Annotated in this window: 12 protein-coding genes; 4 read left to right on the forward strand and 8 right to left on the reverse strand. The window is 50.5% G+C overall.

What is annotated here, in order from left to right:
• Positions 1-38 precede the first annotated feature (38 nt).
• From gntR to RW65_RS15880, 3 genes are all read right to left on the reverse strand, one after another.
• Entirely contained in the window at positions 39-1,034 is a 996-nt protein-coding gene (gntR, locus tag RW65_RS15870) for a gluconate operon transcriptional repressor GntR (RefSeq protein ID WP_039057753.1), read from the reverse strand.
• A gap of 104 nt (positions 1,035-1,138) precedes the next feature.
• The gene (locus tag RW65_RS15875; protein WP_039057754.1) at positions 1,139-1,834 is read right to left on the reverse strand and encodes a pirin family protein; all 696 of its coding nucleotides are present in this window, start codon (positions 1,832-1,834) and stop codon (positions 1,139-1,141) included.
• A 122-nt stretch (positions 1,835-1,956) separates the two neighbouring features.
• Complete coding sequence (locus RW65_RS15880; protein ID WP_039057755.1) at positions 1,957-2,994, reverse strand: oxidoreductase; 1,038 nt, start codon at positions 2,992-2,994, stop codon at positions 1,957-1,959.
• Positions 2,995-3,227: 233 nt separating this feature from the next.
• Here RW65_RS15880 and RW65_RS15885 point away from each other — a divergent pair, with 233 nt between their 5' ends.
• The 3 genes from RW65_RS15885 (at position 3,228) to yhhY (ending at position 6,582) form a co-directional block, all read left to right on the forward strand.
• Positions 3,228-4,274 carry a hypothetical protein gene (locus RW65_RS15885; protein ID WP_039057756.1) on the forward strand — a complete coding sequence of 349 codons (1,047 nt, stop codon included), beginning with the start codon at positions 3,228-3,230 and terminating at the stop codon, positions 4,272-4,274.
• A 409-nt stretch (positions 4,275-4,683) separates the two neighbouring features.
• The gene (locus RW65_RS22735; protein ID WP_156124012.1) at positions 4,684-5,688 is read left to right on the forward strand and encodes a hypothetical protein; all 1,005 of its coding nucleotides are present in this window, start codon (positions 4,684-4,686) and stop codon (positions 5,686-5,688) included.
• Positions 5,689-6,090: 402 nt separating this feature from the next.
• Positions 6,091-6,582 carry an N-acetyltransferase gene (gene yhhY, locus RW65_RS15895; protein ID WP_039057758.1) on the forward strand — a complete coding sequence of 164 codons (492 nt, stop codon included), beginning with the start codon at positions 6,091-6,093 and terminating at the stop codon, positions 6,580-6,582.
• A gap of 31 nt (positions 6,583-6,613) precedes the next feature.
• Here yhhY and ggt read toward each other — a convergent pair whose 3' ends face one another.
• Positions 6,614-8,371 carry a gamma-glutamyltransferase gene (ggt, locus tag RW65_RS15900; protein WP_502685560.1) on the reverse strand — a complete coding sequence of 586 codons (1,758 nt, stop codon included), beginning with the start codon at positions 8,369-8,371 and terminating at the stop codon, positions 6,614-6,616.
• A 122-nt stretch (positions 8,372-8,493) separates the two neighbouring features.
• Here ggt and RW65_RS15905 point away from each other — a divergent pair, with 122 nt between their 5' ends.
• Positions 8,494-8,904, forward strand: coding sequence for a DUF2756 family protein (locus RW65_RS15905; RefSeq protein WP_039057760.1), 411 nt, complete (start codon positions 8,494-8,496; stop codon positions 8,902-8,904).
• On the opposite strand, the gene ugpQ is transcribed toward RW65_RS15905, so the two are convergent.
• Genes ugpQ through ugpA form a run of 4 tightly spaced genes read right to left on the reverse strand, consistent with a single transcriptional unit; the run spans position 8,901 to position 12,442 of the window.
• A complete protein-coding gene (gene ugpQ, locus RW65_RS15910) occupies positions 8,901-9,641 on the reverse strand; it encodes a glycerophosphodiester phosphodiesterase (RefSeq protein ID WP_039057761.1) in 741 nt (246 codons plus the stop codon). The genes RW65_RS15905 and ugpQ overlap by 4 nt on opposite strands.
• Complete coding sequence (locus RW65_RS15915; protein WP_039057762.1) at positions 9,638-10,711, reverse strand: sn-glycerol-3-phosphate import ATP-binding protein UgpC; 1,074 nt, start codon at positions 10,709-10,711, stop codon at positions 9,638-9,640. The genes ugpQ and RW65_RS15915 overlap by 4 nt, the downstream gene beginning before the upstream one ends.
• A gap of 1 nt (position 10,712) precedes the next feature.
• A complete protein-coding gene (gene ugpE, locus RW65_RS15920) occupies positions 10,713-11,558 on the reverse strand; it encodes a sn-glycerol-3-phosphate ABC transporter permease UgpE (protein ID WP_039057763.1) in 846 nt (281 codons plus the stop codon).
• Positions 11,555-12,442, reverse strand: a complete 888-nt coding sequence (gene ugpA / locus RW65_RS15925; protein ID WP_039057764.1) for a sn-glycerol-3-phosphate ABC transporter permease UgpA — start codon at positions 12,440-12,442, stop codon at positions 11,555-11,557. Before ugpA ends, ugpE begins: the two co-directional genes overlap by 4 nt.
• Between the last annotated feature and the right edge of the window lie 22 nt (positions 12,443-12,464).

Raw genomic sequence — 12,464 nt, forward strand, 5'->3', positions numbered from 1 at the left:
AGAGATAAATAAGTGTGAGCTAGCTCAAATTTGTCAGACTAAATAGATCCGCCCGGTGACAAAGTGAAACCTAAATCTAACATTTTTGGCGTAACCGACTCACCACGAATGCGCGCCAGTAAGCGTTCGGCGCCAATGCGTCCCATACGTTCACGCGGCGTGAGCACGCTTGCCAGACGCGGCTCCATAACCTGGCCAATGTCGTGACCGTGAAACCCGGCGATAGCCATATCCTGCGGAATTTTTAGCCCAAGGCGCTGGCACTCAAACGCCGCGCCAACGGCGAGGTCATCGTTGGTGCAAAAAATCCCGTCAAGCTGGGGATACTCGCGGCGCGCCTGGCGCATCAGCTCAATACCGGCGGTGTAAGAGGACGATTGTTCCACCATCACGCTGTACGGCGTAAGCCCTGCATCCAGCATTGCCTGCTCGTAACCCTGCTGTTTGATAATAGTACGTTCATCCAGACGTGCGCCAAGGTAAGCGATTCGACGGTGGCCGCGGGCGATAATAGCGGCGGTTATCTGTCGCGCGGCTTCAAAGTTGTCAAAACCAACGGCAATATCGAGACACGGCGAGCGGCTGTCCATCAGCTCTACTACCGGAATGCCCGCCACTTCAATCATTTTCAGCGTACGCGGCGTATGGGTACGCTCAGTGAGGATCAGGCCGTCAATATTCCACGAGAGCATGGATTCCAGGCGCTCTTCTTCCATCTCCGCTTTGTAACCGTAGTGCGCCAGCATCGTTTGATAACCGTGGGCGTCGGTAACGCTTTCAATACCGCGGAGAACTTCAGCAAAAACCTGGTTGGTCAAAGAAGGGAGTAGCACGCCAATGGCGCGGCTGGTGGCATTAGAGAGGATATCGGGAGCCCGATTCGGAATATAACCCAGTTCATCAAGGGCAGCCGCGATTTTGCCCCGTAACGCCACGGAAACCTGTTCCGGGTTACGCAAAAAACGGCTGACGGTCATTTTGGTCACGCCAACGCGATCGGCCACATCCTGAAGTACGGGTCTTTTCTTTTTCATCGTCCTGACAGTGTTTTCTGAGTGAAAGATGCCCTCAGTTTATCACGGACAATGCGCAACCTTCTGGTCAAAACCAGAAGGTTGCGTCTTTTATTTATTCAACATTAAACCGGCGGCAGATCGAACAGCAGGATTTCACTGTCGCTGTCGGCATGCACCGAAATAGCCTGCTCATCGGAAATCGCCAGACCATCGCTGGTGGTGGCTTTCGTGCCGTTAATGGTGACGTTGCCTTTCACTACCTGGATCCATACGCGGCGTTCAGCGGCGATGGTGTGAACAGACTGCTCATCTTTCAGCAGCGCCCAGCGGTAAAGCTCCATATCCTGATGCACTTTCAGCGAGCCGTCACGCGCATCCGGCGACAGCACCAGTTGTTTACCCTGCGCCGCATCGAAACGACGTTGCTCATAACGCGGCGTGATGCCGGTGGTTTCTGGAATGATCCAGATTTGATACAGGCGCAGACGGTCGGTTTTACTCGGGTTATATTCCGAATGACGAACCCCGGTACCGGCGCTCATAATCTGAAATTCGCCCGCAGGAACCTGCTCTTTGTTGCCCATACTGTCCTGGTGTTCAACCGCACCTTCCAGAACATACGTCAAAATTTCCATATCTTTATGGGGATGGGTGCCGAAGCCCTGACCTGCGTCGATAACGTCATCGTTAATTACGCGCAGTGCCGAGAAGCCCATAAAATTCGGATCGTAATAATTGGCAAATGAGAAGGTGTGCCATGAGTCCAGCCAACCATGATTTGCGTGACCGCGGTCATTTGCTTTGCGTAAGAAGATCATTTGTTTACCCCCGTATGTTGTCGATGGAGTAAGTGTGGACGCAATCGGCCAACGATCATAGAGGGTGAAAATTGACTCCTCTGTTCAAAAAATATGAACAACTAACGAGGAGCCATTATCAGTTATTTGGCAAGGGTGATCGTGGCAGGTGAAGCCTGCTCAAAGGCGCGTTCGAGCAGCTCAAGGTTGGTAAGAACGTCAGATTCCTTGACGTAATTTGGCGCACCGGCGGTGAGGGTTGCGTACAGCGCATCATAGACGCGCCCATAGTCGCCCGTTTCCGGCAACATCGTTTCCCGCACCGTTTCACCCGCTGCGTTTATATACTCCAGCGTACCGACGCTTTCATCTGCGGCAAAACCCGGATCGCCCGGCATAATATTGGCTTTGAGGCTGGTTTCCTGTTGGTCAATGCCGTATTTGATAAACGATCCTTTGCTGCCATGGACAATAAATTTCGGATAATCCAGCTTTACCAGATGACTGGTTTTGACAATGGCTTTCAGATCCCCGTAAAACAGCTGTGCTTCAAAGGTGTCATCGGGGTTGGCTTTATTGCGCAAACTACGGATGTCGAAGGCGGCATGATCCGGGCGACCGAACAGCGAAATGATCTGATCCATTGTATGCACGCCCAGGCCATAGAACGAGCCATCCTGCGGCAGACCAGGAGCGGTTTCCGCAACCGGGCGGAAGTAGTCAAAATGGCTTTCTATTTCAACAATGTTGCCAAGCTTACCGCTTTCAATCACTTTTTTAGTGGTGAGAAAGCAAGCGTCGAAGCGACGATTCTGATACGGCGTTACCGTTAGCCCCTTGCGCTTTGCCAGCTCAAACAGCGTTATCGCTTCCGCCATTGTCGGTGTAAAGGGCTTTTCGACCAGCACATTTTTACCCGCTTCCAGCGCGCGCTTCGCATAATCAAAGTGGCTGTCCGCGTGGGTGCAGACGATAACCAGCTTAACGTTAGGATCGTTGAAGATATCGTCAATATCGCTGGTGAAATGGATATGCTGATACTGCGGTTCCTGCTCTTGCGGTTTCGCATGGCGGCGATAAATATGCGCGACGTTCCAGCTGGCTTTACGGTGCAGAACATAAGGAAGGTGATAACGGGTGGTGCTTTTACCAAAGCCGATAAAGGCGCAATCCAGAGTCATAATCGAGTCCTTATATTTAGCTTTCTGTATAAAAAAAGCTTAATTGTTTAAATAAAGCATAATTAATAAATTTTAGCATATCTATTGGCATTGAATCATATAAATTAAGGTTTAATCATTTTTACTGCCTCACCTAATATGATGAAATTTCGTCAATTTAATAAACACCCACTTATTAGACACATTGATTTCTTATTATTCCGCTTGCTAATTAATTCACCCACGGAGAAGATATGTTACCCACAGCAAAAATCAGCATAAAAAATAACGGTATTTATGACGCTTTAAAAACAAAAGAACACAGGGAGTTATTATCAGACAAAACAATGGTTAAATTATTACAAATTTTGCATGATGATCTTCTTGATATAAACAATATTGTCTATACTTCTCACGCCAAAAAAATCTTCGCTAATCCGGCATCGACATCGATAAGAAGTCTTGCCTTAAAATTTCTTGCTGAATTCGGATTAAAAGACGATCAGGGTCGGCTTATTCCCCCAGATGAGTATCGTTATGATGGTTTAATTCATTTTTCAGCGAAGTTAAATATCCTTACCGGCTATTATGCCTGTAGACGTTTAGTGAAAAAAATGTTGACCAAGCATCTTTTTGTCTATGAATTGTGCAAAGCAAAAGAGCTATTAACAGAGAGTCCCTGGCTACCGGGCGATCCAAACCGCAACGAGCTCAAGGAATTTATTGAAAGAGTTGAAAGCAAAGCACGACAGCAGAAAACTGAAGCGATAAATAATGTCATGCACCATATGAGCAGGATGCAGTTTTTCGCCAGTGCATCAGAAAGCCATTTTACAATGATAGTCGAAAAATTTATCACCGTAGAGTATGAAAAGAATAAAACACAATTAAGAGTTGTAAACAACGGGCTAACGGTTAAGCGACGTGCAAAAGGATTAGGTTTCACCTTTAGAGATAAACACTATTTAAAAAACAAGATAGAAAGTATACTCGAAGGCAATACCGGCCTCGACTTATTACGCAAAGAAATGGAAATGTGGGAGAAATTAAATGAGATACAACGTCAGGATGCAGTTAAGTATCAGCAAGGAATACCCGTCACTCTTTATTACACCGGCGTAGCGGACTTTTTTGACTGGTATACAGAAGAAGAGTGTATCGATAATAATTACCCCCTTAAGAATCCGACTAAAAAAGAGATCCCGTCAGAGCAAGTGTATATAGAGGAAGTTGAAAGGCTCGAAAAAAGATATAAAAGAAATCACCAGGACAGGCGAGATGGATACGAAGGGGTGTTGTAGCAGGTAAAACCGTCAGTGAAAGATGCTGCGTTCGGTACAGCGTATTAGCTGCCCGTATTACAATCGTCCCGGTGCAGCATAAACAAAACAAGCCGTTATTTTTCGCGGCTTATCATAGAAATATGTATAACCCACGAGAGCCAGAAACTGACTTAAAATGACCCGACTCATGCTTAGCAGATCGTTGTAACCCCACTATCAAATACACCCTCTGGCCTTTTCACAAAGTCAATAAAAGCAAAACTAATAATAATGACACGTTAAATAATCCTTTAAATTAAGATTTCTTCATTTTCGTTAAATCAGCGCATATGGTTGAATGCGCAGAAATTAACATTCGCTTTTCGGTTTTAGGAAAACGATAAACTTTGTTATTCCCCTGTTTTTCTGGCTTAAAAAGGGAGTGAATATGTTATCCAGAGACACTATTAACGCACAGCGTCATGGTATTTATGACGCTTTGCTAATAGAAGAAAACACGGCGTTGTTGTCGGCAGAATCAGTCAATGATTTATTGCAAATCTTATATGATGATCTTAGGGATGCAAATAATATCGTCTTTACCAATCGAGCCAAAAAAGCCCACTTCAACCCTGCCGCCTCTGCTACCAGAGATATTGTTATCGAATTTATAAAACTCGTTGGAACAAGGGACAGTAATGGCGTACTAACACCACCGCATAACAGCTATCTCAACAGTAAAAGACTTTATCCTGTCGAGATGTGCAAACATCCTGGCTTTTCGTCATGTCAGGTTTTAGTCGGCAAGATGCTAACCAAACATCTTTTTTTATATGAACTGAATAAAGCGAAAGAGTTACTAAGACAAAGTCCATTTTTGCTGACCGATCCCAATCGCCAGGAAATCCTTAATTTTATTTTAAAAATCGAGACCAAAGCGCTGCGACTTAAGGAAAAACTGATCGGTGCCGCAATGTCTAAAATGCATATAATGGACTTTTTCCCTTGCCTATCGAAAGAGCATTTTCGTCGGGTAGTCGATAACTTCATTACCGCTGAGTATAAAAATAACAGGATACGGTTAACGGTTATTAACCCAACTTTAAAAGTGAAACGTTGGGCAAAACCTTTTGAACGGTTCGATTCCTTTGCGCTAAAAAATATGATTGAGGATCTTCTCAATGAGAATAGCGCGCTGAATAAATTTTATAAAGAAACAGCACTGTTGGAAAAATTAGTTGAGCTAAATCGTAGCGATACGGAGAAATATAAATATGATACAGAAATCACCCTCTATTACACCGGTCCAGATTTCGATCCAGACTGGTATACCCTGGAAGAGTGTATGGCGAAAGGGTATACCACGAAAGATCCGATAAAAAAGAAAATTCCGACTGAATTTGAGTATATTACGCAAATGAATGAGCTCCGCGATAAATATGACAACAGATAAGCGGATAAAAAGGGGTAACAAAGTGTTGTTTAGCCCTGTTGCTGCCGGGGAAATAATCTACTCTCTAGACAATGCGCCGCGTACGCCCACAATTTAGATCCTGTCGGGAGCCGCTCATCAACAGCGAAGCCGTCACTGAACACCGCTAACTGACAAAAGCTATGATGGGCATTACCTAAACAGCAGACAAAAAAAAGCCAGCACGCGGCTGGCTAAAAAATACTGGAAGCAATGTGAGCAATGTCGTGCTTTCAGGAGTACCGCAACGGTTTACCTGAACGCATGGCAATAATAATCATTATCATTCGCACTTGTCTACCCCTTTTTGCAAAAAATGGCAGTTGACGCTTCGCCGCAAAGACCGGAAGGTATTTACCTGTCCAAACAGCGAGGAGAAACAGGATGAGTGAGATAGTGATACGCCATGCCGAAGCGCGCGATGCAGAAGCTTTACGCCATTTTTATGCGCAGCCCGAGGTCTATCACCACCTGCTACAGCTCCCTCATCCCCCCGCTGATCTATGGCAAGATCGCCTCAAAACACAGCCGGGCCGTCGTCAACTGGTAGCAAGTATTGAGGAGCAGGTCGTCGGCAATTTGACACTAATGGTGGAACAAAACCCGCGACGCGGCCACGTCGCCAGCTTTGGTATCGCGGTTTCGCCGGACTTTCAAAACCGCGGCGTCTCCAGCGCCCTGATGCGCGAGATGATCAACCTGTGTGATAACTGGCTGCGTATCGAGCGTATTGAGCTCACCGTCTACGTAGACAATGCCCCGGCGCTGGCGGTATACCGTAAGTTTGGTTTTGACATTGAGGGTACCGCTAAACGCTTTGCGCTACGTAACGGCGAGTACGTTGATGCGTACTTTATGGCACGCCTGAAAGGCTAAGCATCCTCTCCCCGGTGGGGAGAGGAACGGTTTAGTACCCGGCGGTTAAATCATCCACCGAACGCGGATCCGATGCGCCATACAGCGTTCCGTCCGCGCCTACCATAATGCTTTGCGTACTGCCCATCGCTTCTTTGACTGCGACTTTTTGCCCTTTCTGCTCAAGGAGTTTTAAGGTATCTGGACTAAAGCCTTTCTCGACGCGCAGCTCATCCGGTAACCACTGGTGATGAAAACGCGGTGCATTGCTCGCCTCAGCAACGTTCATTCCAAAATCAATGCTATTGACGACCATCTGCAGCACCGTGGTGATAATGCGACTACCGCCAGGGCTGCCGGTGACCAGCCAGGTTTTGCCATCTTTTAGCACAATGGTAGGCGACATAGAGGAGAGTGGGCGCTTGCCCGGCCCAATGGCATTCGCGTCGCCGCCCACCAAACCGTAAACATTCGGTACGCCCGGCTTGGCAGAGAAATCATCCATTTGGTTATTCAGCAGAATGCCGGTATTACCCGCGACAATCCCGGTGCCAAACACCGTGTTAAGGGTATAGGTGACCGCGACCGCATTGCCCTCTTTATCCACCACTGAGAAATGGGTCGTTTGGTTGCTTTCATAAGGCTCAAGCTTGCCAGGGCGGATTTGGCTGGATGGACGCGCTTTATTGACATCAATCTGCGCGGCAATCGATTTGGCGTACTCTTTGCTGGTCAGCGCCTGCCACGGCACTTTAACGAAATCCGGATCGCCTAAATATTCAGAACGATCGGCATAGGCATATTTCTCCGCCTCGGCCATCACCTGCATTGCGTCGGCACTACCAAAGCCATATTTCGCCAGGTCAAAGTTTTCCAGGATATTGAGGATTTGCACTATATGAATCCCGCCGGAAGAGGGCGGCGGCATGGAGTAAATCTGGTACCCGCGATAGTCACCGCTTATCGGCGTGCGCTCCACCGCTTTATAATTGGCAAGATCGTCTTTAGTGATAAGCCCGCCGTTTTTGCTCATCTGCTGGGCTATCTGCTCGGCAATGGCACCTTTGTAAAAAGCGTCCGGGCCTTTTTCAGCAATCATCTCCAGGCTTTTACCAAGATTGCTTTGTACCAGTTTGTCGCCCTTTTTCAGCGGCTCGCCATCTTTCCAGAAAATGGCTTTACTGGTGTCATGATTGGGCAATACTTCGCTGCCATAGGTTTTGAGATCGTCGGCCAGCGCATCGTTTACCACAAAGCCCTGCTTCGCCAGCTTGATGGCGGGCTGCACCACTTTGTTAAGCGGCATCGTGCCGTACTTTTCCAGCGCCAGTGAGAAACCCGCTACGGTGCCGGGGGTGCCGGAGGCCAGATGGGAGGTGAGGGATTTTTTACTGTCCGGATTACCCTGCTCATCAAGGAACATATCGCGTGTTGCGCCAGCCGGGGCCATTTCGCGAAAATCGATCGCCGTCACCTTGCCATCTTTACCGCGAATCAGCATAAAACCGCCGCCGCCGATGTTACCCGCCTGCGGATGCGTTACCGCCAGCGCATAACCCACCGCCACGGCGGCATCTACGGCATTACCGCCCTGCTTTAAAATATCGACGCCAACCCGGGTCGCGGTTTCATCCACCGAGGCCACCATGCCCTGCTTTGCCACTACCGGATGAAAGACATCTGCTTCAACCCCGTATGATACCGGCGGTGGTGCGGCGGCATGGCTGTCAGGAGGCGCAGCGGCAACCCCAAAACATCCTCCGGCCATCAGTGCAACAATCGCCAGCCAACGCGTAAATTTTTGTTTCATCATCGTCGTTCTCCATAAAGGGGCTACAGTCCCCGATTAAGCTTGGTTCACAACTCCTAAAAAATCATTCTTACGCAGGAAAGGGAGTAAACTTAAAGCAAACCTCAATGGAGGAAAAGACGATGAAACGAGTAGCCCTTTTCGCATTGGTACTGCCGTTTAGCGTGCTGGCGCAGCCGTTAAATACCACCAACGATCCCCATCAGCCGGGGTATGTGATTCCCAGCCAGCAGCGGATGCAGACACAAATGCTGAATCAACAGCAGCAGCATCAAGGCATGCTGAAACAGCAAATGCAGACGCAAACACAGCTGCAACAGCAGCAATTGCAGACGCAGATTAACGATAATACGCAGCGGGTAAGGCAGCCGCAGCCGGGGGGCGTTCCTGTTCAACAGCAGGTACTACCCAATAACAGTGCCGGGATGCTCAACGGGGAAACGAGTAACAGCGGCGTGACGCAGCAGCATATGCTGCCGCAGACACAAAACGGCGGAATGCTGCAGAGCACAACGCCGTCGACAACGCCTTAATAACGAAAGTGCGGGCCAATCTCATCGATTTTATCGGTGCAGATGCTATCCACGCCCCAGCGTAATAGCTCCGCCGCGCGCGCAGGCTGGTTGACGGTATAAACCAGAATACGTAAACCCGCCTCGCGCAGCGTGCGCACCCGCACTTCATCCAACAATTTGTGATTCAAGTGGATAGAGACACAACCCAAACGTTCCGTGAGCGGTTGCCAGTCATCGCGCCACTCATCAAGGAGCAAACCGCGCGGCAATTCCGCTGCCGCCAGCTGTGCCGCTTCCAGCGCATCGATGTCAAATGACGACAGCAGCGGTGGGACCATTCCCGTCCATAATTCACGCGCCGCCAGCGCTACCGCTTTTCCCGTTAGCGAGCCGGTGCCGGTGGTCGGTTTAATTTCGATATTCGCCATCATGCCGTGCTGGCGACAGCGTTCCGCAACCTCTGAGAGCAGCGGCAACGGTTCGTTTTTGAATTCAGCGCTATACCAGCCGCCAGCATCCACTTTTAGTAACTCGCTCCATGTACGCTCGCCCGCCACGCCCCAGCCGTTGCTGGTTCGTTCGAGGTTATCGTCATGCAGCAAAAAAATGTGCCCATCTTTTGACAGCTTGGTATCGAATTCAATCATCGTATGCCCATAGCGCGCGCCAACGTCAATGGCGGCCAGCGTGTTTTCCGGTGCCAGTTTTCCGCCGCCGCGATGGGCGACAATGTGGGGATATGGCCAGTTGCTCATACTCGTTGTCCTGTTTCTCCATCAAAAAAGTGCAGGTGCTTTTCCGGCACATGGAGCCATAGCGTGCTGCCCGCTGTCGGGCGCTCCTGATGGGACAAACGCGCCACCATTTTTTGATCGCCCCAGCGGCCATGCGCCAGGTTATCCGCACCGAGGATCTCCAGCGTCTCCATCACCAGCGGCACGCCGCCTGCGGCCTGTGAGCTTAACGCAATATGTTCCGGACGGATACCCAGCGTCATTTTGCGCCCTGCATAAGCGCGATAGTTGCCATTAATGGGCAGCGCCATACCGTTACCGAGTTCAAAATGGCTTCCGGCATCGCTGATACGCCCATCCAGCAGGTTCATCGCCGGGCTGCCGATAAAGCTCGCCACGAAACGGCTGGCGGGCTTTTCATACACTTCGACCGGCGTACCGATTTGTTCGGCAACACCTTTATTCATTACCAGCACGCGCTGCGCCAGCGTCATCGCTTCAACCTGATCGTGGGTAACATACAGCGATGTGGTGTTAAGTCGGCGATGCAGTTGCTGCAGCTCAAGGCGCATTTGTACGCGCAGTTTGGCATCAAGGTTTGAGAGCGGTTCATCGAAGAGAAACACCGCCGGATCGCGCACAATGGCGCGCCCCATCGCTACACGCTGGCGCTGGCCACCGGAAAGTTCACGCGGGCGACGCTTTAACAGCCCATCTAATTCGAGAATACGTGCAGCTTCCGCTACGCGACCGGCGATATGCTCTTTACCCATGCCGCGAATTTTCAGGCCCCACGCCATGTTCTCTTCCACGCTCATATGCGGGTAGAGCGCATAGTTCTGAAACACCATCGCGATGCCGCGATCTTTTGGCTCCATCTCGGTCACGCGCCGGGCGTCAATCCAGATATCTCCGCTGGTGACGCGCTCAAGCCCGGCCACCATACGCAGCAGCGTTGATTTACCGCAGCCCGATGGGCCGACCATCACAATAAACTCGCCGTCGGCGACATCCAGCGTCAGCGGCTGAATCACCTGGCTTTTACCGCTATCCCAACTCTTGGTTACTGCCTGTAATTTTAATCCGGCCATCTTATTTCTCACTGTCCACTAACCCACGCACAAAGGCGCGCTGCATGGCTAAAACGATAATCACTGGTGGCAGCAGCGTCAGCAGCATGGCTGCCATCACCTGGTTCCACTGCGTGGTGCCTTCGCCGATGGCGATCATGCCCTTTACCCCCGCTACGGCGGTGCCGAGGTTGACGTCACTGATAATCAGCAACGGCCACAAATACTGGTTCCAGCCGTAAATAAAGGTGATGACGAACAGCGCCGCGAGATTGGTTTTTGACAGCGGCAGCACGATGTCGCGGAAAAAGCGCATCGGCGAGGCACCATCAATACGTGCGGCTTCCATCAGCTCATCCGGCAGGGTCATAAAGAACTGGCGGAACAGGAACGTGGCGGTCGCCGAGGCCATTAAAGGCAGCGTCAAACCGGTATAGCTGTCGAGCATCTTCAGGTTGGCGATCACTTCTACCGTCGGGAAAATACGCACCTCAACGGGCAGCATCAGCGTGCTAAAGATCATCCAGAAGAACAGGTTACGCAACGGAAAGCGAAACCAGACAATGGCGAAGGCGGAGAGTATCGACACGGAAATTTTGCCGACGGTTATCACCAACGCCATGATGAAGCTGTTGGTCAACATCAACCAAAACGGTGCGCTATTGACCCCAACGCCGCTGACCCAGATAGCGCGCAGGTTTTCCCATAGATGCGTACCGGGAATCAGCGTCATCGGCGTGTTATAAACGCCGTTGATGTCCAGCGTCGCCGCGACAAAGGCGACATACAGGGGAAACAGCACCACCGCGATCCCCAGAATCAGCATGATATGGCTGAACAACGTCAGCCCCGGGCGGTTCTCAATCATTGGTAGCGCACCTTGCTTTCAACATAGCGGAACTGGACCACCGTCAGCACAATCACCAGCACCATTAAAACGACCGACTGGGCGGCGGACGCAGAAAGATCCAGGCCGACAAACCCCTCGCGGTAAATTTTATAAATCAGCGTCGTGGTGGCCTGTACCGGCCCGCCGGCCGTCGCCGCATCGATAACCGGGAAGGTATCGAAGAAGGCATACACCAGGTTGACGACCAGCAGGAAAAAACTCACCGGCGCAATCAGCGGTAAGGAAAGCTTAAAGAAACGGCGGATTGGCCCGGCACCGTCAATCGCGGCAGCTTCCACCAGCGAGCGGGGAATAGACTGCAGCGCGGCAAAGAAAAAGAGGAAGTTGTAGCTTATCTGCTTCCAGACGGAAGCAAAAACCACCAGAAACATTGCCTGGCCGCTGTTTTGCGCATGGTTCCAGTCGTAACCGAACTGCGCCAGTAAATGGGTAATCAACCCGCGACCGGGGTTGAAAAGGAATATCCACAGCACGGCGGCCACGGCAGGCGCAACGGCATAGGGCAGCAGCATCAGCGTTTGATAAATTCGGCTGCCGCGCACCACGTTATCCACCAGTGCGGCGAAAAACAGCGATACCAGCAGGCCGCTCACCGTCACCAGCGTACTAAAGCGTATGGTGGTCCAGAAGGCATCCAGGTAATAGCTGTCGTGGAACAGTGCGACAAAGTTATCCAGCCCGACAAACTGGCTGGAAAGGCCGAAGGGATCGACGCTTTGCACTGAATACCACAGCGCTTCGGCCGCGGGCCAGATAAAGAAAATAAGGGTTATCGCCAGCTGCGGCGCGACCAACACGTAGGGGAGCCAGCGCGAACGAAACACCGGGCGGGATGAGGACATAGGCAACTCTTTTCGAAACGGG

The sequence above is a fragment of the Enterobacter sp. Bisph1 genome, from assembly GCF_000814905.1.
Taxonomy (GTDB): domain Bacteria; phylum Pseudomonadota; class Gammaproteobacteria; order Enterobacterales; family Enterobacteriaceae; genus Kosakonia.

Coding starts and splice junctions, on each gene's coding strand:
- gntR (WP_039057753.1), bottom strand. CDS start 1,034: ATGAAAAAGAAAAGACCCGTACTTCAGGATGTGGCCGATCGCGTTGGC.
- RW65_RS15875 (WP_039057754.1), bottom strand. CDS start 1,834: ATGATCTTCTTACGCAAAGCAAATGACCGCGGTCACGCAAATCATGGT.
- RW65_RS15880 (WP_039057755.1), bottom strand. CDS start 2,994: ATGACTCTGGATTGCGCCTTTATCGGCTTTGGTAAAAGCACCACCCGT.
- RW65_RS15885 (WP_039057756.1), top strand. CDS start 3,228: ATGTTACCCACAGCAAAAATCAGCATAAAAAATAACGGTATTTATGAC.
- RW65_RS22735 (WP_156124012.1), top strand. CDS start 4,684: ATGTTATCCAGAGACACTATTAACGCACAGCGTCATGGTATTTATGAC.
- yhhY (WP_039057758.1), top strand. CDS start 6,091: ATGAGTGAGATAGTGATACGCCATGCCGAAGCGCGCGATGCAGAAGCT.
- ggt (WP_502685560.1), bottom strand. CDS start 8,371: ATGAAACAAAAATTTACGCGTTGGCTGGCGATTGTTGCACTGATGGCC.
- RW65_RS15905 (WP_039057760.1), top strand. CDS start 8,494: ATGAAACGAGTAGCCCTTTTCGCATTGGTACTGCCGTTTAGCGTGCTG.
- ugpQ (WP_039057761.1), bottom strand. CDS start 9,641: ATGAGCAACTGGCCATATCCCCACATTGTCGCCCATCGCGGCGGCGGA.
- RW65_RS15915 (WP_039057762.1), bottom strand. CDS start 10,711: ATGGCCGGATTAAAATTACAGGCAGTAACCAAGAGTTGGGATAGCGGT.
- ugpE (WP_039057763.1), bottom strand. CDS start 11,558: ATGATTGAGAACCGCCCGGGGCTGACGTTGTTCAGCCATATCATGCTG.
- ugpA (WP_039057764.1), bottom strand. CDS start 12,442: ATGTCCTCATCCCGCCCGGTGTTTCGTTCGCGCTGGCTCCCCTACGTG.